This is a genomic window from Synechococcus sp. L2F, assembly GCF_024345695.1.
GTDB lineage: Bacteria > Cyanobacteriota > Cyanobacteriia > PCC-6307 > Cyanobiaceae > MW101C3.
This window is the reverse complement of the sequence record NZ_JAGQBP010000005.1, coordinates 180,528-201,492: the sequence shown is the minus strand read 5'-3', so window position 1 is coordinate 201,492 and position 20,965 is coordinate 180,528. Positions and strand designations below refer to the sequence as shown.

The 20,965-nt window shown below is 67.7% G+C and carries 17 protein-coding genes; 4 read left to right on the top strand and 13 right to left on the bottom strand.

The features are described from left to right. Nucleotides 1-3: 3 nt before the first annotated feature. Nucleotides 4-1,008 (bottom strand): class II fructose-bisphosphatase, encoded by a 1,005-nt coding sequence (glpX, locus tag KBZ19_RS13445; RefSeq protein ID WP_094513103.1) that lies wholly within the window; start codon nt 1,006-1,008, stop codon nt 4-6. Between the two features lie 186 nt (nt 1,009-1,194). On the opposite strand from glpX, the gene rpe reads away from it, so the two are divergent. Beyond that, nucleotides 1,195-1,878 (top strand): ribulose-phosphate 3-epimerase, encoded by a 684-nt coding sequence (gene rpe / locus KBZ19_RS13440; RefSeq protein ID WP_255101284.1) that lies wholly within the window; start codon nt 1,195-1,197, stop codon nt 1,876-1,878. Between the two features lie 28 nt (nt 1,879-1,906). On the opposite strand, the gene KBZ19_RS13435 is transcribed toward rpe, so the two are convergent. The 8 genes from KBZ19_RS13435 to KBZ19_RS13400 form a co-directional block, all read right to left on the bottom strand. After that, nucleotides 1,907-3,409 (bottom strand): glycosyltransferase family 39 protein, encoded by a 1,503-nt coding sequence (locus KBZ19_RS13435; protein ID WP_255101283.1) that lies wholly within the window; start codon nt 3,407-3,409, stop codon nt 1,907-1,909. Between the two features lie 55 nt (nt 3,410-3,464). Further along, on the bottom strand, nt 3,465-4,397 hold the full coding sequence (gene ccsB / locus KBZ19_RS13430; RefSeq protein ID WP_094513106.1) for a c-type cytochrome biogenesis protein CcsB: 933 nt from the start codon (nt 4,395-4,397) through the stop codon (nt 3,465-3,467). A gap of 54 nt (nt 4,398-4,451) precedes the next feature. Next, entirely contained in the window at nt 4,452-5,627 is a 1,176-nt protein-coding gene (locus KBZ19_RS13425; protein WP_094513107.1) for an LptF/LptG family permease, read from the bottom strand. A 20-nt stretch (nt 5,628-5,647) separates the two neighbouring features. Continuing rightward, the gene (lptB, locus tag KBZ19_RS13420) at nt 5,648-6,376 is read right to left on the bottom strand and encodes an LPS export ABC transporter ATP-binding protein (RefSeq protein ID WP_094513108.1); all 729 of its coding nucleotides are present in this window, start codon (nt 6,374-6,376) and stop codon (nt 5,648-5,650) included. Then, a complete protein-coding gene (locus KBZ19_RS13415) occupies nt 6,373-6,936 on the bottom strand; it encodes an LptA/OstA family protein (protein WP_255101282.1) in 564 nt (187 codons plus the stop codon). Before KBZ19_RS13415 ends, lptB begins: the two co-directional genes overlap by 4 nt. A gap of 85 nt (nt 6,937-7,021) precedes the next feature. After that, the gene (locus tag KBZ19_RS13410) at nt 7,022-7,417 is read right to left on the bottom strand and encodes a DUF309 domain-containing protein (protein WP_255101281.1); all 396 of its coding nucleotides are present in this window, start codon (nt 7,415-7,417) and stop codon (nt 7,022-7,024) included. Between the two features lie 8 nt (nt 7,418-7,425). After that, a complete protein-coding gene (typA, locus tag KBZ19_RS13405; RefSeq protein WP_094513110.1) occupies nt 7,426-9,234 on the bottom strand; it encodes a translational GTPase TypA in 1,809 nt (602 codons plus the stop codon). A gap of 61 nt (nt 9,235-9,295) precedes the next feature. Continuing rightward, nucleotides 9,296-10,039, bottom strand: coding sequence for a D-alanyl-D-alanine carboxypeptidase family protein (locus tag KBZ19_RS13400; RefSeq protein WP_255101280.1), 744 nt, complete (start codon nt 10,037-10,039; stop codon nt 9,296-9,298). A gap of 128 nt (nt 10,040-10,167) precedes the next feature. Here KBZ19_RS13400 and chlP point away from each other — a divergent pair, with 128 nt between their 5' ends. After that, a complete protein-coding gene (chlP, locus tag KBZ19_RS13395; RefSeq protein ID WP_255101279.1) occupies nt 10,168-11,568 on the top strand; it encodes a geranylgeranyl reductase in 1,401 nt (466 codons plus the stop codon). Between the two features lie 84 nt (nt 11,569-11,652). Here chlP and glyS read toward each other — a convergent pair whose 3' ends face one another. Then, entirely contained in the window at nt 11,653-13,821 is a 2,169-nt protein-coding gene (gene glyS / locus KBZ19_RS13390) for a glycine--tRNA ligase subunit beta (protein ID WP_255101278.1), read from the bottom strand. A gap of 189 nt (nt 13,822-14,010) precedes the next feature. Between glyS and KBZ19_RS13385 the strand changes: the two genes are divergently transcribed. After that, on the top strand, nt 14,011-15,774 hold the full coding sequence (locus KBZ19_RS13385) for an NADPH-dependent assimilatory sulfite reductase hemoprotein subunit (RefSeq protein WP_255101277.1): 1,764 nt from the start codon (nt 14,011-14,013) through the stop codon (nt 15,772-15,774). Next, nucleotides 15,768-16,145, top strand: coding sequence for a hypothetical protein (locus KBZ19_RS13380; protein WP_255101276.1), 378 nt, complete (start codon nt 15,768-15,770; stop codon nt 16,143-16,145). The genes KBZ19_RS13385 and KBZ19_RS13380 overlap by 7 nt, the downstream gene beginning before the upstream one ends. On the opposite strand, the gene KBZ19_RS13375 is transcribed toward KBZ19_RS13380, so the two are convergent. Genes KBZ19_RS13375 through KBZ19_RS13365 form a run of 3 tightly spaced genes read right to left on the bottom strand, consistent with a single transcriptional unit; the run spans nt 16,079 to nt 20,959 of the window. Continuing rightward, nucleotides 16,079-16,828 (bottom strand): M15 family metallopeptidase, encoded by a 750-nt coding sequence (locus KBZ19_RS13375; protein ID WP_255101275.1) that lies wholly within the window; start codon nt 16,826-16,828, stop codon nt 16,079-16,081. The genes KBZ19_RS13380 and KBZ19_RS13375 overlap by 67 nt on opposite strands. Nucleotides 16,829-16,850: 22 nt before the next feature. Continuing rightward, a complete protein-coding gene (gene recG / locus KBZ19_RS13370) occupies nt 16,851-19,376 on the bottom strand; it encodes an ATP-dependent DNA helicase RecG (RefSeq protein ID WP_399220348.1) in 2,526 nt (841 codons plus the stop codon). Beyond that, entirely contained in the window at nt 19,373-20,959 is a 1,587-nt protein-coding gene (locus KBZ19_RS13365; RefSeq protein ID WP_255101274.1) for a hypothetical protein, read from the bottom strand. The genes recG and KBZ19_RS13365 overlap by 4 nt, the downstream gene beginning before the upstream one ends. Nucleotides 20,960-20,965 lie beyond the last annotated feature (6 nt).

Here is a 20,965-nt window from a genome sequence, read left to right as displayed (position 1 = left end):
GACTCAGCGCAGCGCGACGCTTTGAGCGCCGGGCTTGATGTGGATGGTGTCCGTGAAGCGGGCGCTGGAATCGAGCGAGGAAATGATCAGGCTGCTGGTGCGGGTGCAGTCGCGCTCGAACTTGACGCCCTTGAACAGCAGGCCATCGGTGATGCCGCTGCCTGCGAAGACCACGTTCTCGCCGGAGGCCAGCTCCTCGGCCTCGTACACCTTGTCGATGTCGGTGATGCCCATTTCATTGAGGCGAGCGATGTTGCCTTCCTTGGTGTAATCGGCCCACTCGGAGGTCTGGGCGACCGCGGGGTCATACACGAGCTGACCCTGGAAGTGGCCACCCAGGCAGCGCAGGGCTGCAGCGGAGATCACCCCTTCCGGAGCAGCGCCGATGCCCATCAGGCAATGGGTGCCGGTGCCGGAGAAGCCACAGGCGATGGCCGCCTGCACGTCACCGTCGCTGATGGGCTTCACCCGGGCGCCGGTGGCGCGGATCTCGGCAATCAGATCCTTGTGGCGGGCGCGGTCCATCACCACGATCACTAGCTCATTGGCGGGCAGGCCGAGGCACTCGCTGAGGATGGCGATGTTTTCCGTGGCGCTCTTGCGGATGTCCACCTTGCCTTTGGCGGCCGGCGGTGCCGCCAGCTTCTTCATGTAGAAGTCGGGCGCATTGAAAAGGCCACCGCGGTCGGAAGCGGCCAGCACGGCCATCGAGCCGTCTTGGGCGTTGGCGCAGAGGTTGGTGCCTTCGCAGGGGTCGACGGCGAAATCCACGCCGGGACCGGTGCCGCTGCCCACTTCCTCACCGATGTAGAGCATCGGGGCTTCGTCGCGCTCCCCTTCGCCGATCACGATCCGGCCCTGCATGGCGATGCTGCCCATCCGCAGGCGCATGGCCTCCACGGCAGCAGCGTCGGCTTCATCTTTCTTGCCGAGGCCGGTCAGGTGCGCAGAGGCGATGGCGGCCTGCTCGACGACTTCAAGCAGTTCCTGAATGAGGGTGCGATCCACAAAAGTCCGGCAGGGGGAGGGAGCGGCGGTGCCGAAGCAAGAACCGGCAGACCAGCTGCAGCAGGTTTGTTTCGGTCTCTGGCCGTGGCGACTGTATCAGCGCCCCATGGGGCGGCCAGCGGCTGGGGGGCCGGTACCGGCCTCTTCCTACAATGGTGTGGATCTCTTGCCCCGGTGGCCCCAGCCATGAGCACCAAGCCTCTGGTGATCGCCCCGTCGATCCTGTCTGCAGATTTTGCCCGTCTCGGCGACGAAGTGCGGGCCGTTGACGAGGCGGGGGCCGATTGGATCCATGTGGATGTGATGGACGGACGCTTCGTCCCCAACATCACCATCGGCCCACTGATCGTCGAAGCCCTGCGCCCCGTCACGCAGAAACCGCTCGATGTGCACCTGATGATCGTGGAGCCCGAGCGTTATGTGGGCGATTTCGCCAAGGCGGGCGCCGATCACATCTATGTACAGGTGGAAGCCTGCCCTCACCTCCACCGCAACCTCGGCCAGATCAAGGATCTGGGCAAGAAGGCCGGTGCGGTGCTCAACCCCGGCACACCGCTGGAAACCCTCGAGTACTGCCTCGAGCTCTGTGACCTGGTGCTGATCATGAGCGTGAACCCCGGCTTCGGCGGCCAGAGCTTCATCCCCTCAGCCGTGGAAAAGGTACGCCGCCTGCGACGTATGTGCGACGAACGGGGCCTCGATCCCTGGATCGAAGTGGATGGCGGTCTCAAGGCCAACAACACCTGGCAGGTGGTGGAAGCCGGTGCCAACGCGATCGTGGCCGGTTCGGCCGTGTTCAACGCGCCTGATTACTGCGAAGCGATCGCCGCTATTCGCCATAGCCGCCGGACCGAGACCGTGCTGGTCTGACGTTTATTGAGGGCCGGTATGGAAGCCGTTACGGGAGCCTCTCCGGTGCCGAATTGGGACCGTAACGACGGGGCCAGGGGCTGGGCAAGGGGCCAAAACGGCTGAATTCCAACTGCAAAGCCGGGCGGCCAGCGCGGTGAATCTCAACGGTCCCCAGGGGCTCCACCTTCCCCAGCTGAGGCAGCCAAGCTTCTCGCACCAGGGGATTGCCGGGATCCACGATGCCGAACAGCACCCCACTGGCACCCCGGTAGCCAGTGGGCGGTTGCCACCAGGCGAATCCCCTGGAATCGTTGTTGAAGGTGGTGTAGTCGGCATTCAGCTGCGATCCCAGCGCCAGAGCCAGAAAGCCCGGCAGGTCGTAGCGGTTGCCGGCGATCAGGCTGGCTTCTTGCAGGGCCTTCCAGACGACGGGGTTGCGGCGGAGGTCCCTCCGCAGGCTGTCTGCAGGCATCAACTGGGTCGAGGGGTCGAGCCCCGGGGGCAACCAGGCGTCGAGCACCCCCCAGCGCACCTGTAGGGCCAGGGTGAGCAGCAGCGCTGGCAAGATCAGGGCCGTGCCCCAGGCTCCCGCCACGATCCAGCCCCGCCACCGCCGATCGTGGGGCCCGGCCAGCCAGTCTCCTGCCAGCGGCAGCAGCAGCCACCAGGCCGGCACCAACCAGCTGGAGAGCACCTGCATGCGACCAGCAAGCAAAAGGAAGACCACCAGTTGCGGCACCACCAGCCAGCGCAGAAGCTGCCGGTAAACGGCGGCGCCATCACGGCGGGATCGGGGCCGCAACGCCACCAGCAGCACCACCCCGATCGTGGGGAAGAGCAGCACCAGTTGGGAGAGGAGAAACAGGGGCGGGGCCGCCAGGTCATAGCCCCCCCCTGCGCCGATCCGGCCACCCTGGAACAGGAAGGTGACCCAGCCGTTGTTGAGGTTCCAGAGCCAAAGCGGCGTCGACACCAGCAGCCAGACCAGCAGGGCCAGGCCGGGCCAGAAGCTGCGGAAGTGGCGCCGGCGTTCCCCGTTGGCCAGGCACCAGGCCAGCAGGGAGAGCAACAACAGCAGGCCTTGGTACTTGCCAAGGGTGACCAACCCCAGCAGAACACCGAGGACGATCGCCTCCCGGGGTGAAACGGGCACCACCCGGGGGTGTCGTGACAGCCACCAGAGCAGGGCCGCGAGGGCCAGCACCAGGGGGCTGTCCGGCAGCAACAGCAGGCCGCCGCAGAGGAACAGGACCGGAGCGACGCTGCCCAGCACGGCGCTGAGCAGGGCCGCGCGCCGGCCGAACCAGCGCTCGGTCGCGCCGATTAGCAGGGCGAGTGCAAGGGTGTAGCTCAGCAGGGAAGGCAGCCGCAGAGCCAGAATTGAACCGCCGAGCCGGGTTCCCACCCAGGCCCATAGCCCCACCGCGGCGGGATGGTCGAAGTAGCTCAGGGCCGGATGGCGGCCGTAGAAGAGGTAATAGGCCTCGTCGTAGCCGGGCGGCAGCACCATGGCCAGTGCCAGCCGAACCACCAACCCGCCGAGCAGCACCAGGGGCAGCAGGAGCGCTGGGGGGAGCGTTCTTGGCCGCCGAAAAGGCTGAGACTCAGTCACCGAGGAACCAGCCGTAGCTGTGCAGGCCGATGCCCAGCAGGTTCACGCCGATGTAGCAGACGACGATCACCACCAGCCCGGCAGAGGCCACCAGGGCCGGTCGCCTGCCCTGCCAGCCGCGGCTTAGCCGGGTGTGCAGATAGGCGGCATAGACGAGCCAGCAGATCAGGGCCCAGGTTTCCTTCGGGTCCCAGCTCCACCAGCTGCCCCAGGCCTCATTGGCCCACACGGCGCCGCTCACCAGACCGACCGAGAGCAGCAGGAAGCCCACCGTGATCGTGCGGTAGCTGAGGCTGTCGAGCTGTTCGCTCACGCCGATGGCCACGCTGCTCAGCTCCAGGCCCTGGCCGCTGCTGGCCTCGCCGCCCCCCGGCACCGCGGCCAGCTGGGCGCGGCGGAAGCCGCCGCTGCCGATCGAACTGCTGCGCAGCTCCAGCTGGCGGCCCCGCTCGGTGAACAGCACGGCCACCGATAGGAGTGAACCCACCAGCAAGGCGGCGTAGCTCACCATGATCACGCTCACATGCATCACCAACCAGCTGGAGCGGAGGGCCGGCACCAGTGGGGAGGCCGCCTGCAGGCGGTCGGGCAGGGCGAAGCTGGCAAAGGCCACACAGCCAAGACCCATTGGTGTCGCTGCCGCCGCCACCAGCGGGGAAGCCCAGGAGCGCTCCACCAGCAGCTGGGTGAGCGTGCAGGCCCAGGCCAGGAAGCAGAGCGATTCGTAGAGATTGCTGATCGGGAAGTGTCCCGATTCCCACCAGCGCAGTGTGAGTTGGGCGGTGAGGCTCACGTTGGCGCCGGCCACCAGCAGGCGCACCACCGTGCTCGAACGGCCGCCGCTCAAACTCCAGAAGGCCAGCGGCAGAGCGACCAGCAGCAGGCCGAAGGCGATCAGGGCGAGGGTCAGAACCGGATCGGTCACAGAAAGCACGATTCCCAGAAGCGGTTGGGTCAGTCTGCCTGGCGGGCAGGGAGATCAGCGGCTGGCCTGTCGGAGCAGCACAAGGCCACCCGCCAGACCGATGAACACGGGCATCCAGGCTGCCAGGAAGGGGGCCAGGGTGCCCTTCACCCCCAGCGAACTGAAGATGAAGGACATCAGGTAGTAGGAGAAAATCAGCAGGACGCTGATGCCGAACCCCTGGCTGCGGCTGGTGCGGGCATCCGGGCGCACGCCCAGGCTGCTGCCGATCAGCCCGAACACCAGGCAGATGGTGGGGAAGGCGAATTTCTCCTGAATGCGCACCCGCATCCGGCGGGCCTCCTTCTGGTCGCCGGCCTCTCTGAGCAACTGCTCGGCGCGCAGGGCTTCGGCCACGGACATGCTGGCGGCATCCTTGGGCAGGGCAGCCAGTTTCAGCGGCCCCTGATCGAGCGGATAGAGGTAGCGGTCGAACCTGGCGGATGTGGTGGAGCCCTCCGCCCCTCCCACCAGCACCACCTGGCCGTCCCTGAATTCCCACATGCCCTGCTCCGCATTCCAGATTCCCTGCTTGGCCTGCAGGATCTGGGTGCCGTTCTCGCGGGTGAAATCGAGCACCGTCACATCCTGCATCTCCCCTTTCTCGAATCTGCGCGCATAGAAGAGCTGAGAGAGGTAGCGGTCGGCGCCGGAATCATCCTTGGCGGGCCGCAGGCTGAAGCGTGAGTAAATGATGTTGCTGCCCTTCTCCGTGGCCACCGACCTGCCCAGGGCCTCGTTGAGTGTGTCGGCCGCCTGGAGGTTGGCAGCGGGCACGATCAGGTCGTTGAACGTGAAGGTGAGCAGGCTCATCAGCAGTGCCACGCCCAGGGCCGGCATCACCATGCGGCTGGTGCTCACGCCGATGCTGCGCAGAGCCGTGAGCTCACTGTTGCCCGACAGCCTGCTGTAGGCCAGCAGTGTGGCCATCAAGGTGGCCATCGGAAACGACAGCACCAGGAATCCCGGCAGGCGCAGGCCCAGCACCTGCATCGCCGCCGTCACCGGCAAGCCTGATTCCGCCACCCGGCGCACCAGCTCGAACACCACCCCCACCGACAGGGACACCGTGGTGAAGGCCGCCACGCCGAACAGCAGCGGGCCGAGCAGTTCACCGCTCAGCCAACGGTCCATCAGCGGCAGGCGCTCCCAGAGCAGCAGTACGGGGCGCAGCAGCCGCTTGGGCGCCATCACGGGTTCATGAGCAAGTGTCACAGCTGGAAGCCCTCCCCCAGGTAGTGCTGGCGCACAAGCGGGTTGCTGGCCACCTCAGCCGAAGGCCCGGAGGCCAGCAGGCTGCCTTCCGTGAGGATGTAGGCGCGGTCGGTGATGGAGAGGGTCTCCCGGACGTTGTGATCGGTGATCAGCAGACCCATGTTGCGATCCCGCAGGGTGCCGATCAGGGTCTGGAGGTCGGCAACGGCGAGCGGATCGACGCCGGCGAAGGGTTCATCCAGCAGCAGGTAGCGCGGGCCCGCTTCGCCCACCGCCAGGGCGCGCGCCACTTCGCAGCGGCGCCGCTCTCCTCCAGACAGCTGGAAGCCACGGCGGTGCTGAAAGTTGGTCAGGTGGAACTCCTCTACCAACTGCTCGACGCGCTCCCGCCGCCCCGCTACCGGAGCGCCGCTCTGTTGCAGGGCGAGCTGCAGGTTCTGGCGCACGCTCAGCTGCCGGAAAACGCTCGGCTCCTGGGGCAGGTAGCCGATGCCCAGACGGGCTCGCTCCGGCATGGCCAGCCGCTCCACCCGCTTCCCATCGAGCACGACCCGGCCCCGATCCGGTTTGAGCAAGCCGGTGACGAGGTTGAAGGTGGTGGTCTTGCCGGCGCCGTTGGGGCCCAGCAGGCCGACCACTTCGCCGGGCTCCAGGGCGAGGGTCACCCCCTTGACCAGAGGGCGGCCTCCGATGCTCAGGGCCACCCCTTCCAACACAAGGCTCATGGCACTGCTGGCCCAGCAGGCTGAGCGTTCTGCTGGATCCTTAGCTGGCTGAACACCTGCTTGCCATCGGTGGGTTGGGCCAGCACCCGTTCGGTGTCCACCAGGTAGACCACCCGTTCGGCGCGCAGCAGGTTGCCGCCTTCCTGCACCACGTCCACATCGCCGGTGAGCACGATGCGCCCCTCCCGGGTGAAGTACTGGGCCTGGCGGGCGGTGGCGGCCAGGCGCCGATCGGGGTAAAGAATCCTCACGTTGCCGGTGGCGGTCACGATGCCGGTGCTGTTGTCAGCGCGCTGCGTGTCCGATTCGATCGTCACCAGGCCGGTGGGCGTGATCGGTGCCTGCGGCGTGAGCACCGTTCCTTCAGGGGCTGACGTCGAGGTGGGCATCGGGGCCCCCGGTGCGGCGCCCGCCGGCCGCGGCAACTGGGGCGCTTCGGGCACCTGCGACCCCAGCGGCAGCGCCCGCGCCAGGGGGGAATGGAGGCTCCAGAGCGCGAGCATTAGTGCCGCCCCTGCGGTAGCGAGGGGGGGGCGACGGCGTCGGTGCATCTCAGGCATGGTTCCGGCAGGGGCAGGAAGGGGGCGGGCGTGGGAGTCCCGCATCCGGCTCAGGGAGCGAGCTTCGCGGCAGGGGGTCTGCGGGTCAGGCAGCTGGCGTCAACACTGGCAGGGGGAGGGCCCCTGGGTCATTCCCCTGTTGCAGACAGTTCAGCCGGTCAGCCACCCGGGCGCGCAGCAGGGTGAGGTTGAAGCCGAGGGCGTCGGCCGGAAACGGTGCCAGCCGGCCCAGCCCTTCACCCAGCAGCAGCGTGGCTCCACGCTGGTTGCCGCGCTGCAGATGCAGGTGGGCCACAGCGATCTGCAGAAATCCCTGAAGCGCGGCTCGGTCGGGCCCCTGGGTTTCGTGCCAGATCTCCTCGAACACGTCGTGGCAGGCGTACCACTCACCCGCGTTGAACAGCCCTGCGGCCATCTGCAGACGGGGGTCTGCGGTCAGGTCGTCGGCGGGGGGCACTGGGCCGGGGTGGCGGGACGCCATCCCCTGGCTCATCGCTTGGCGGCCTTCTTCACCGGCAGCTTGCGCAGCCGGATCGATTCCGGGGTCACTTCCAGCATTTCGTCCGGCCCGATGTACTCAAGCGCGCGCTCAAGCGTCATCTGGATCGGGGATTGAAGCGTGTCGAGCACTTCAGCGCCTGCCGAGCGGATGTTGGTGACCTGCTTGGCCTTGCAGACGTTCAGCTCAAGATCGGGCGGCCGGTTGTGTTCGCCCACGATCATGCCCTTGTAGACCTTGGTGCCAGGCGTGATGAAGAACTGGCCCCGATCCTCCGCGCCCTTGAGCGCGTAGAAGGTGGCGGTGCCTTCTTCGAAAGCCACCAGTACGCCGTTCCGGCGGGCATCGAAATCCCCCTGCATGGGGCGGTATTCGAAGAAGGAGTGGCTCATGATTCCTTCGCCGCGGGTGGCGCGCACGAACTCACCACGGAAACCGATCAGGCCGCGGGCCGGCACCACGAATTCCAGCTGGGTGCGGCCGTCGTTGCCGGTTTCCATGTTCTGCATCTCGCCCTTGCGGGTGCCGAGCTTCTCGATGCAGGAGCCCACCGCATCTTCGGGAACGTCCATCACCAGGGTTTCCACCGGCTCGCATGGTGTGCCGTCGATCGTGCGGAAAATCACCTGCGGCTGGGACACCTGGAACTCATAGCCTTCGCGGCGCATGGTTTCGATCAGGATGCCCAGGTGCAGCTCACCACGGCCGCTCACGGAGAAGCGATCAGGGGAGTCGGTGTCCTCCACCCGCAGCGCCACGTTGGTGAGCAGCTCCTTCTGAAGGCGGTCACGCAGCTGACGGCTGGTGACGAACTTGCCTTCCTTGCCGGCAAAGGGGGAATCGTTGACCACGAAGGTCATCTGGAGGGTGGGTTCATCCACCCGGATCAAGGGCAGCGCTTCGGGGTGATCGGGGCAGGCGATCGTTTCGCCGATGTTCACTTCATCGAAGCCCGCCACGGCCACCAGATCGCCGGCGCTGGCCTGCTCAATCTCCACCCGCTGCAGGCCCTGGAAGCCGAGCAGCTTGCTGATCCGGCCGCGCTTGATGCTGCCGTCGTCGCGGATCAGTGCGGCGCTCTGGCCGGCCTTGATGGTGCCGTTGTGGATGCGGCCGATCATGATCCGACCCAGGAAGTCGGAGTAGTCGAGCGTGGTGACCTGCATCTGCAGGGGCTTTTCAGGGTCTCCGACCGGCGGCGGCACATGGCGCAGGATGGCGTCGAAGAGCGGCTTCATCGTTTCGCTCTCGGTGGCCATGTCGGGCTTGGCGTAGCCCCCCATGCCGCTGCCGAACAGGTAGGTGAAGTCGCACTGGTCGTCGTCGGCGCCGAGCTCCAGGAACAGATCCAGCACCTTGTCGACCGCCTGTTCCGGGTCGACGCGGGCGCGGTCAATCTTGTTGACGAACACGATCGGACGCAGGCCCTGCTCGAGCGCCTTCTTGAGCACGAAGCGGGTCTGGGGCATGGGCCCCTCGTTGGCGTCCACGATCAGCAGGGCACCATCCACCATGCCGAGCACCCGCTCCACCTCGCCGCCGAAATCGGCGTGTCCGGGTGTATCGACGATGTTGATGCGTACGCCGGCGTAATCAACCGCGGTGTTCTTGGAGAGGATCGTGATGCCGCGCTCGCGCTCCAGGTCGTTCGAGTCCATCACGCAGGTGGGCACAGCCTCGCCGTCCCGGAAGATCCCCGACTGCTGAAGCAGGGCATCCACGAGCGTGGTCTTGCCGTGGTCAACGTGGGCGATGATCGCGATATTGCGAATCGGTGCGCTCTGGGAAGCGGCGCTCATGCGTGATCTCTCCTTCAATCCTTTCTGACGCAACCACTACCGGTTGCAATGAACCTTCACCCTATCCCAGCCCGCTCCGCTCAGATCCCTGCAGCTGTCGGGCCGGTTCGAACATCCGCAGCGCCTCCGCTGATCCCTCGAAGCGCCAGTGCCATGGCTCGTAGGTCACGCCCTGGGCATTGCCGCGCGGAAACGAGAGTTTGAAGTGGTAGCGGTTGGCATTCTCCTGCAGCCAGCGGAAGGCGGGAGTGCGCTCGAAGTCGACACTCAGGTTGGCGGCGGGCCGGCCGCCATCGCCGAGATCGACGGCGTAGCCGGTGCTGTGCTCGGAAAAACCCGGTGGGGCGCTCACCTGGGCGCGCTCCTCGGCGCTCTGGTTGCGCTCCGATTTGACACCAAAGAAAATCTGCTGCTGCAGATCCACTGAGCGGAAACCGCTCAGCAAGCGCAGATCCACCCCATCGGCGGCCGCTTCCCGCTGCATGGCGAGCAGCTCGACGGCAGCCTCTGTATGCAGCATCAGGCCCGGCGCCACGTTGGTGAGCTGGTCCGTCGGCGCTTCCGCATAGGGGAAGTGGCCCAGCAGCCGCCCATCGCTGCCCAGCCGTGCATCGATCCCGGGGACGGGGGGAGGGGTGAGCAACTGGACCAGCGGCTCGCGGAAGCGAAAACCCAGCGCGCCACCGCCCACCACCAGCACCATCACGGTGCCGAGCACCGCGCGCAGCGATCGTCCCCGGGGTGGTCCGGGGCGCAGAGAGCGCTGAGCCACCGGGATGTCGTCGCCCTGATGACGCGCGGACATTCGCGGGGGCAAAGGACGGGGCTACAAGCTTGAAACAATCGTAGGGGCCAGGCCCTTCGGCGCCTCAAAAGCCGGAACAGGAGTGTTAGCTTCCAGCCCAGGATCGTTCCAGCGGAGCAGGTTTCAAGATGTTGCGAGTCGCAGTGGTGGGTGGCGGCCCAAGCGGTTCCTGTGCTGCGGAGGTCCTCGCCAAGGCGGGCATCGAAACCTGGTTGTTTGAGCGAAAGCTTGATAATGCCAAGCCCTGCGGTGGTGCGATTCCGCTCTGCATGGTTGATGAATTCGACCTGCCGGAGTCGATCATCGACCGCAAGGTGCGCAACATGAAGATGATCTCGCCCTCCAATCGTGAGGTGGATATCCATCTGGACAACGCCGATGAATACATCGGCATGTGCCGCCGCGAAGTGCTTGATGGCTTCCTGCGCAATCGGGCCGCCGAGCTTGGCACCCACCTCGTCAACGGGCTGGTTCAGAGCATCGACACCGGCAAGAACCGCCAGGGCCCTTATACCCTCAAGTATGCCGATTATTCCTCCGGTGGCCCTACCGGTGAGATCAAGACTCTCGAAGTGGATCTGATCGTCGGCGCCGATGGGGCCAACAGCCGCGTTGCCAAGGCGATGGATGCCGGCGACTACAACGTTGCCATTGCCTTTCAGGAGCGCATCCGTCTTCCCAAGGAGGAGATGTCCTACTACGAAGACCTCGCAGAAATGTATGTGGGCACCGATGTGTCCCCGGACTTCTACGCCTGGGTCTTCCCCAAGTTCGACCACGTGGCCGTTGGAACCGGCACCATGCAGGTCAACCAGGCCTTGATCAAGGGGCTCCAGAAGGGCATTCGGGAACGGGCCTCCGCCCGCCTGCTCAATGGTGAGGTGATCAAGGTGGAAGCTCACCCGATCCCTGAGCATCCCCGCCCGCGTCGGGTGGTGGGTCGCATGGCCTTGGTGGGCGATGCCGCCGGCTACGTGACCAAGAGTTCCGGTGAAGGAATCTATTTCGCCGCCAAGAGTGGCCGCATGTGCGCCGAACAGATCGTGGCAGCCAGCAGCTCTGGAGCAACGATTCCCACCGAAAAAGATCTCAAGGTCTACATCAAGAAGTGGGACCGCAAATACGGTGCCACCTACAAAGTTCTTGAGCTTCTGCAAAACATCTTCTATCGCAACGACGCTGCCCGCGAGGCCTTCGTTGAAATGTGCGATGACAAAGATGTGCAGCGTCTCACCTTCGACAGCTACCTCTACAAGCGGGTGGTGATGATGAACCCGTGGCAGCAGATCAAGCTCACCCTGCTCACCCTCGGCTCCGTGCTTCGCGGCCAGGCGCTGGCCCCCGCCGGCTACCAGCCGGTGAAGAGCGCTGTCCGCACCCAGGCAGAGATGGAGCTCTTCGCCGCCACCGGTTCCCTGCAGCCCCGTCAGGCTGAGGGGCTGGCCGCCGACATCGCCCCCACCCCGTCAGCGGCAGGGTCCGTCGTGACCGAAGCCGAGGAACGGGAACCTGCCCTGATGGGTCACTGAACTGACTCCTCAGCGCCTCACTGGGGCTCTGCCCAAATCCAGGGGGAGTCTTGGCGGTCTTTTGTCGTTGACAGGCAGCGCCGATCACCCATCAAGGGCACTGAAATCGGCGAGCACCTCTGACTGATTGGTGAGGACCGCCAGCAGATTCAGCCGGTTGGTGCGCACGGCCATGTCGTCGCACATCACCATCACGCTCGTTTCGCCATCGAAGAAGGCCGCCAGCGCTCCCGCACCCTGGCCGAGGGCTGCGGCGAGACCGCTGTAGTCGATGCTGCCTGCCTCTCCGCAGGCCAGCGGCTCAATGTCCTGCACCACTGCCAGCAGTTGCGCTTCGCTGCTGGCAGTGAAGCGGGCTGGCTCCACCACGCCATCAGCCCGTAGCACCTGGCCGCTGAGCTCGCTGTGCTGCGCCAGCCGCGCCGCACGCTGCACCACGGCCTGAACCTCCTTGAGGGCGCCGCTCGCCCGAAGGTCCGCCAACACCTGGGTCCGCTCCCAGGCGTCGATGGGTTGGCGCAGCAGGCGTTCCCCTTGGACCGTGGCACCCGCCACCGCCCTTACCAGGTCAGCATCGAAGCCTTCCTCCTCCAGCTGGGCCACCAGCCGCTGGCGCAGAAACTCCTGCAGCTCCAGTGACAGGGCGACGGAATCCACCCCAAGGCCTGGCAGCAGCGCCTGCCAGTGCGCCGTGGCGCCCTGCAGCAGCGCGTTCAGATCAAGGCGCCAACCCTGGGCGTGGAGCACCTGCAGCAGCCCGTTGGCGGCCCGCCGCAGCCCGTAGGGATCGGAAGACCCGCTCGGCCGCTCCCCTTTGGCGTAGATGCTGAGCAGCAGCTCCAGGCGCTCCGCCATCGCCACCACCGCTCCGGCAGCGGAGCTGGGCAGGCGATCGCCGGCACCACGCGGCAGGTAGTGCTCCAGCACAGCCAGGGCCACGCCGCGCGATTCGCCTTCCTCCAGCACGTACTTCGCCCCGATCACCCCCTGCAGTTCCGGGAATTCGCCCACCATCTGGCTGACCAGATCGTGCTTGCAGAGTTCGGCGGCGCAGCGGGCGGTTTCGGCGTCGTCGTCCGCTAACGCCAGTGCCTCCAACAGGGTGTTGGTGAGCCAGCAGATTCGTTCGGCGCGCTGTTTCAGGCTGCCCAGGCCTTCAGCAAACGTGACCCGCTCCAACTGACTGAGGCGGCTGTGACTGCTCACCCGGCGGTCTGCGTCCAGGAAGAAGGCGGCATCGGCCAGCCGCGCCCGCAGCACCCGTTCGTTCCCCCGGCGCACTGTTGAGGCCGCCGCCTCCAGGCCGTTGCCGATGCAGAGAAACCTGGGCAGCAGTAAGGACCGGGCCGAGAGCGCCAGAACATCCGCCTGGGCGCCCACAGGCTCCAGTGGCACATAGCGCTGGTGGGAACGCATCACCGTGCTCAGCACCTCGGGGGGCAGGGCAAGGAAGTGCGCATCGATGCTGCCTTCAATCAGCGAGGGGCTCTCCACCAGATCGACCAGCTCCTCGAAGAGCGCCTCCGGCAGATCGGGCCGGGCGCCGGCGGCGGTGGCTGCCGCCTCCAGCTGCTGACGGATCCACTGGGCGCGCAGCTGGCGGTCGACCTGTACCCCGGCGGCGGCCAGCTCCTGCCTGTAGGTGCACGCCGCCGTGATCGACACCTCCGACTGCACGAGTCGGTGGCCGCGGCTGAGGCGGCCGCTCCGGATGCAGGGATCGGTAGCCGGCAACTGCACGGGAATCACCCGCTCATCAAGCAGGGCCACCAGCCAGCGCACCGGCCGGCTGAAGCGACTGTCTCCCTGGCCCCAGCGCATGAAGCGCCTTCCCTGCAGGGCATCGATCCAGCCGGGAATCAGGCCGCTCAGCAGCTCGAAGGTGGGCTGCCCCTGCTGCCGCAGGCGGGCGAAGACGAACGGCCCTTTCGGGGTCTGGCGGACTTCAAGTTCGCTGGCGGCCACGCCGCAGCGCCGGGCGAAGCCGATGGCGGCGGGAGCCGGCTCCCCGTTCACGAAGGCCTGCTCCGCCGGTGGGCCCTTGCGCTCCTCTTCCTGATCGGCCTGGCGCTCCGGCAGGCCACTCACGCACACGGCGAGGCGGCGGGGCGTGCTGCTGCACCACAGCGACTCCAGCGGCAGCTTGTGCGCGCTCAGTGCCTGGCGCACCTGCTGCTCCAATTGAGGGAGGGCCATCCGGGCGAAATCCGCCGGCAGTTCCTCGGTGCCGATCTCCAGCAGGAACGTGGCCACGCAAGTGTCTCAACAGCCACCGACTGTATTGAACGCCAGTGACGACGCGGCTGCTTCGCTACCTTCAAACAACCTGGTAGCACCAACGTGACCGTGACCCCCAACCGTGTTCGCAAGTCCGTGGGGGAACGGGAGGCTGAGGGCGGCCCTTCAGAGGGTGGATCCACCAAGCCTGCAGCAGGGCAACCGTTGGCTGCCACTGGGCAATCAACGGCTGGGCAACCAGCGACTGCCAACGACCTGCCACCCACCAAGTTCGAGCTGCTCAAGGCGGCCAGCGGCCATCTCAAGGAGCCGCTGGCCACCGAACTGGAGAACGACAAGCCGTTCTTCACGGACGGCGCCGTCCAGATCCTCAAGTTTCACGGCAGTTATCAGCAGGACAACCGCGACAACCGCCAGAAGGGCCGTGAAAAGGACTGGCAAATGATGCTGCGGCTACGCAGCCCCGCCGGGCGCATCCCGGTGCCGCTCTATCTGGCCATGGACGACCTGTCCAACAACCTCGGCAACGGCACGCTGCGGGTGACCACCCGCCAGGCCTTCCAGATGCACGGCATCGCCAAGGCCGATCTGCGCGAGGTGATCGGCACGATTGTGCGCGCGCTGGGTTCCACGCTGGCGGCCTGCGGTGACATCAACCGCAACGTGATGGCCCCCGCTGCCCCCTTCGAGAAGGGGGGCTACCCCGCCGCGCGTCGGTTGGCGGATCAGATCGCCGATCTGCTGTCGCCGGAGGCCGCCGAGGGCTCCTATCTCGACCTCTGGGTGGAAGGGGATCACAGCTACCGCTTCAAGCCCGACAAGCCGGTGCGTGAGGCACGCGAGCGCCAGCGCGAAGGAGCCCTGTTCAGCGGTGATGCCTCCGAGCCCCTTTACGGCGGCACCTACCTGCCGCGCAAGTTCAAGGTGGCCGTCACGGTGCCGGGCGACAACTCCGTGGATCTGCTCACCCAGGACATCGGCCTGGTGGTGTTCACCGATCCGAGTGGGCGCCTCAGGGGCTGCAACGCCTACGTGGGTGGGGGCATGGGCCGCACCCATAACAAGGACGAAACCTTTGCGCGCACTGCCGATCCGCTCGGCTACGTGGCTGCCGAGCATGTGCTCGATCTCGTCCAGGCGATCGCTGCCCTGCAGCGCGACCACGGCGACCGCCAGGTGCGGCGCCACGCCCGCATGAAGTACCTGATCCACGACCGGGGCATCGCCTGGTTCAAGCAGGAGCTCAAGCGCTATTTCCCCCATCCGATCCGCGGCCTGCAGAACGAGCCCACCCCCCGCCTCGCCGACTACCTGGGCTGGCATCGCCAGAGCGCCAATCTCTGGTTCGTGGGCCTGCCCCTGCTCTGTGGCCGCCTCGAAGGCGAGCGCAAGCAGGGGCTGCGAAAGCTGGTGGAGACCTACCAGCTGGAGGTGCGGCTCACTCCCAACCAGGACCTGCTGCTCTGCAACATCGGCACCCCCCAGCGCAGTTCGGTGCGCTCCGCCCTGGCGGAGCTCGGCTTCCAGGCCCCCGAAGCTCCCGATCTGCTGGCCCGCCATGCGATCGCCTGCCCGGCCCTGCCCACCTGTGGTCTGGCCATCACCGAATCGGAACGCATCCTTCCTGAGGTGCTCGATCGCCTCGATGCCCTGCTGCGGCGCCTGGAGATCGAGAAACCCGTGCTCGTGCGCATGACCGGCTGTCCCAATGGTTGCGCCCGCCCCTACATGGCGGAGATCGGTCTAGTGGGCAGCGGCGTGGAGCAGTACCAGCTCTGGCTGGGGGGCACCCCCAACCTCACCCGTCTGGCCAGTCCCTACCTGGAGCGGATGCCCTTGGCGGAACTGGAGAGCACCCTTGAACCCCTGCTGCGGGGCTGGAAGGCGGCCGGTGGGAGGCGCAGCTTCGGTGAGCACGTGGCCCAGCTGGGTGATGTGGCCGTGCGTGAGGCCCTGGTCGGATGTTGATCCGACCGCTGCGGCTCGCTCTTGTGCTCGCCGCCCTGTCCATGGCCGGGCCCGCAGCCCTCAGCCAGGACCGACGCACACCTGCCGTCCCGGTGCAGACGTTCGAGCCGGATCCCCTCACCTGCAAGAGCGACAACCTGCTGGCCGCCTACCGGCGCCAGCTCAACCAGTTCGCCAGCCAACCTCCGAAGGTGCTGGCCCGCCTGCGGGAGGTGCAACTGGAGATGGGCGAGGCCACCTTGAAACGCTGCGCCGCTCTCGGCCATCTCAGCCGGCCGGAGGCGGAGCAGATCTGGCGCGAGTTTCAGCTGATGCCGCTGCCCACCGCCACCGTGCCCTCTCCAGACCCAGCGCCTGTCCAGCGCCCGTAGCAGGCCTGCGCAGCGCCGCTGCGCCAGGCCCACAGCTGATCACCATGGCTGAAGTGCCACCACTCGTTGGGGTGCTGACTGAACCCAGCTGCCGCCATCACCGCCTGCAGCAGCAGCCGTCGCTGGTGCCAGCTCGCCGCTGGGCCGGTGGGATCCTCTGCGGCAGCGTCGGCGTAGTGCCCAGGCTCTGAGACCGCGCCGATCGCATCGATGTCCCCGCCCATTCCCAGCAGCGCGCCTGCCGGCCCGGCCAGGGTGAGATCCACGGCTGCCCCTGTGCTGTGCGGCGGCGGTGTGGCTGGATCGGCACTGGGCGGGGCCCAGAAGCGGCCCACCTCTGCGGCCACGGCCTCGCGCTCCGGCCCCGGCCGCTCGGGATCCACCCCACGGGCTCGGCATTCCTCCCGCAGTGCGTGCTCCACCATGAAGGCCTGCACCGCCAGCGGCCGCCAGGCATCAAACACGGCCAGCCGCCAGCCATTCTGCTGCTGCTGCAGGGCGTCCTGAGCCTGCAGCAGACGCTCCACCACCCCCTGGCGCAGGCGGAAGGGGCAGCCGGCCTGGCCATAGGGGGCCCCGAGAGCCGCATAAGGGTGAGGCTCGAGCCGGAGCAGCTCGGGGGGGAGTGGGATCAGCGGTTCGCCGTTGTCTTCGATCGGGACCGAGCTCCAGGGACGCGGCACGGCGGCAGACCAGGGGACAGGCTCAATTCAAGCGAGCCGCTTCCGCGTGCCGCTGGCGCTGTTCGGCCAGGGCCAGGGCCAGGCCCGGGTGCCGCTGCAGCTCCGGATCCGCCGCCAGCAGCCCCTGCGCCACGGCCCGTGCCTGTTCCAGCACGGCGCCATCCTCCGTGAGGCTGGCCAGGGCCAGATCGGGCAGCCCCGATTGGCGCGTGCCGAGCACCTGCCCGGGGCCCCGCAGTTGCAGGTCCATTTCGGCGATCTCGAAGCCGTCGCTGCTGCGCACCAGCACCTCCAGCCGCTGACGGGCTTCGGCGTTGCGGCTGTCATTGATCAGCAGGCAGTGGGAGGCGGCGGCACCGCGGCCCACCCGCCCCCGCAGCTGATGCAGCTGGGCCAGGCCGAAGCGCTCGGCGTGCTCGATCACCATCACGCTCGCGTCCGGCACGTCGACACCCACCTCCACCACCGTGGTGGCCACCAGCACATCGCAGGCGCCGCTGGCGAAGGCAGTGATCGCCTCCTGCTTCTCACTGCTGGCCATGCGGCCGTGCAGCAGCCCCACCCGCAGCTGCGGGAACACCTCCTCGCTCAGCTGGCGGTGCACCTCCACCGCCGAGCGCAGGTCGAGCTTCTCGGATTCCTCCACCAGCGGCAGCACCACATAGGCCCGCTGCCCCAGTGCCACCTGCTCGGCGATCAGCCTGTAGGCCTCCTGGCGCTCCCCGCTGCGCAGCAGCCGCGTGCGGATGGGGGTGCGGCCGGGAGGCAACGCATCGATCTGGCTCACCTCAAGATCTCCGTGCACCGAAAGCGCCAGGGTGCGGGGGATCGGGGTGGCGGTCATGGTGAGCAGGTGGGGCTGGACATCCTTCCCCAACAGCCTGTCGCGCTGCCGCACCCCGAAGCGGTGCTGCTCATCGACCACCACCAGACCGAGCCGGGCGAACTGCACCGGATCCTCCAGCAGGGCGTGGGTGCCCACCAGCAGCTGCAGCTGGCCGTTCGCCAGGTCCTGCAGCAGCTCACGGCGCCGCCGCTGCGGAGTGGAGCCGGTCAGCAGCGCCGCGCGCACATGCAGCTGGGGCAGCCAGTCGCCGAGTTTGCGGGCATGCTGCTCGGCCAGCACTTCGGTGGGAGCCATCAAGGCCCCCTGGCAACCGGCTTCGATCGCCGTGAGCAGGGCGGCAATGGCCACCACGGTCTTGCCGCTGCCCACATCCCCCTGCACCAGACGTGCCATCGGCTGGCCCCGGGCCATGTCGGCGCGGATCTCCGCCAGCACCCGCTGCTGGGCGGCGGTGAGGGGAAAGGGCAGCAGCGCCAGGAAGCCGCCCACCAGGCTGCCGGCGCCCGTGTTCACCGAGAGCGGCGTGGAGGGCCGGCGGCTCTGCTGCAGGCGTCGCTGCAGCAGCCGCAACTGCAGCAGCAGAAACTCATCGAACACCAGCCGGTGACGGCTGGCCTGCAGATGATCCCGGTCGCGGGGATCGTGCAACCCCTGCAGCGCCTCCCCACGGCCCATCAGTGCTTCCCGCTGGCGCAGACCGGCCGGCAGGGGATCGGGCCAACGCACCGCCGCCTCCAGCACGACGCGCAGGGCCTGCCGCAAGCGCTCGGCGTTCAGGCCTTCGGTGAGCGCGTAGACCGGCAGCAGCCGGCCGATGCGATCGGAGCGCAGCGGCGCATCCGGGCGCTCCAGCACCTCCATCAGCGGATCCTGGAAGCAGGGGCCGTAGGGCGAGTCCTTGACCAGGCCGCTGGCCACCACCGTGCAGCCGGGCGGGAACTGGCGTTGCTGGCCCTTCAGCCAACCCGGCGTGCTGAAGCGCTTGCCGATCAGAAACCGGCTCACCCGCAGCCGGCCCGTGATGTCCTGCAGCTGCAGCTCCAGGATCGAGAGGTTGGGATTGCGCGGGCTGGCAAAGGCATGGCAGCGCTTCACCGTGGCGACCACGGTGGCCGTCTCGCCGGCGCGCAGGGCACCGATCCGCGCCAGGTTCGCGTAATCGACGTAGTCGCGGGGGTAGTGGCGCACCAGATCACGGGCCAGCAGCAACCCCATGGCGGCGAGCTGGGTGGCGGTCTTGGCGCCGATGCCACGGATCGCCCCCAGCGGCGTGTCGGGTTCGATGGCCGCCTGGCCCTTGCTTACGCCGCTGGTGCGTGCATCGCCGCTGGTTGCACCTCTGCTGCCTGCCGCAGGCGCGGGCGCCTCGCGCCGCGGCAGCCGCGGCGGCGCCACGGTGGTCGGCGGGTCGAAGGAGCGGCGCAGGGCATGCAGCCGCTCGCGGCATTGGCGCACCAGGGTCTGCCGGCGGGCGGGGCTGAGGCCGCTGTAGCCCTCAAAGCCGGCAGCCAGCTCGGCCAGGGCGCGTTGATCCTCCGGTCGCTGGGTCAGGCCGTCCGGTGGTTGGCGGAAGCTGCGGGCCAGGAAGGCGCTGAAGCACTCGTGGCGGCCCTGCAGGTCGCCGAAACCGCGTTCCGCCTCCACCCTCAGGGCCTGTTGCAGGGTGGCCAGCCAATCGCCCGCTGGCGAGCCTGGGGTCAGGGCTGACCCGGACCTGCCATCCGACTGTCCTGCAACCACTGCTGCTCCGCCTCCAGGGCGAGGGTGCGCCGCTGCCAGTGTCGGTAGTTCCGGGCGACCGTGCGCAGTTCGCTGCGCCGCTCTTCCAGCCGGCGCCGGCTGGTGCGCAGCCGCGGCTGCTCAGCCTCGAGATCAGGGCCGCGCAGCAGCAGACCGAACGCTTCCATCGGCGCGGCCATGCCATCGGTGCTGAAGGGCAGAGACAGACGCAGCAGGTTGGCGGGAGCTGGCAGTGCTTCGATCTGCCCGCGCAGCACCGCATCCAGCAGGCTCGCCGGCAGCAGGCTGCGCGTGAGGCCCAGGCGCAGCAATTCGAGGTTGATCGCGTGCGAGAGATTGCGCAGGCGCCGCTGCAGGGCGAGGTCGAAGGCGCCCCACCAGTGCAGCAGCTCCAGCGGCTGGCGCGGCAACAGATAGGGCGCCTCGCTGCAGTCGTCTGGGCCGGTAGGCGAGGCGGACGCTGATACGGCGCTCCCCTCGCTGTCGTCATCGAGATCCTGATCGCCGTCGTTGTCGGTGTCCCTGGCCGGAGCAGGCAGGCGCCCCATCGCCTCGCTGGCCATCGCGAACAGCGCCTGGAACACATGGGCGGGTTCGCCGCCGGCGTCGAAACCACTGGCGGCCTGAGTGGCGGCACGATCTCCCTGGCTGCCGCCTGAGCGGTTTCTGTGCCGGCGGTGGCTGCGGCCAGCATCGTCTCGGACGTCGTCGTTTCGGCCTACACCGTCTGGATCGGCGTCGTCATCTTCGGGGTCGGCGTCGATGAGAGCGTCATCGTCGGTGTCGTCTTCGTCTGCGTCGTCGTAGCTCTGGGCGTCGTAGCTCTGCCCGTCGTCCGCATCGGCGCCGTCTGGATCGTGGTGGCCGCTGTGCGCGTCGTCATCGTCCGCGTCGTCCTCATCCTCGTCCTCCGTGTCGCCGCCGCCGTACGCAGCGGCGCGGCCGCCTTCCTCCTCGCTGCCGCTGGTGAGCGCGGCCAGGCCGGACAGCCCGCTCAGGCCCGGCAGGCCGGCGGCGAACAGATCGGCACTGAGCGGCAGATCCATGCCCAGCTGCACGGAACCGCGGGGCAAGCCCATCGCCTGGCCGGAGTCTTGGCCAGAGCCGTCGCCGGATGGGCCAGGGGTGTCATCGCCATGGGAAGACTCTGTAGCTTCCCCAGCGGCAGCAGCCATGGCGGCCAGCAGACGCCGCTGCTCCCGCCGCCGCAGGCGCTGCTGTTCAGAGCGCACCTGGCGTGCCAGCACGATCAGCTGCTCCACCGTGAGCAGAGCGTTGCAGCGCTGCACCAGTTGCTGCAGGCGCTGCTGCAGTCCAAGCCGCTCGGCGGTGTCGAGCGCCGTGTAGCGCGCCGGCACCACCTGGGTGGCCAGGTGAAAGGTGGCCTGCAGGACTGCCTGCGGCAAGCCGGCCCTCAGCACCTGGAGGTAGAGGGCCAGATCCCGATACAGGGCCTGATTGCTCTGCTCCATGCGCTGGCGCAGCTGGTGCAGGTGGGCCTGGGCTTCCGTCAGTGCCGTGGCGCTGGATTCCAAGGCTGACACTCCACG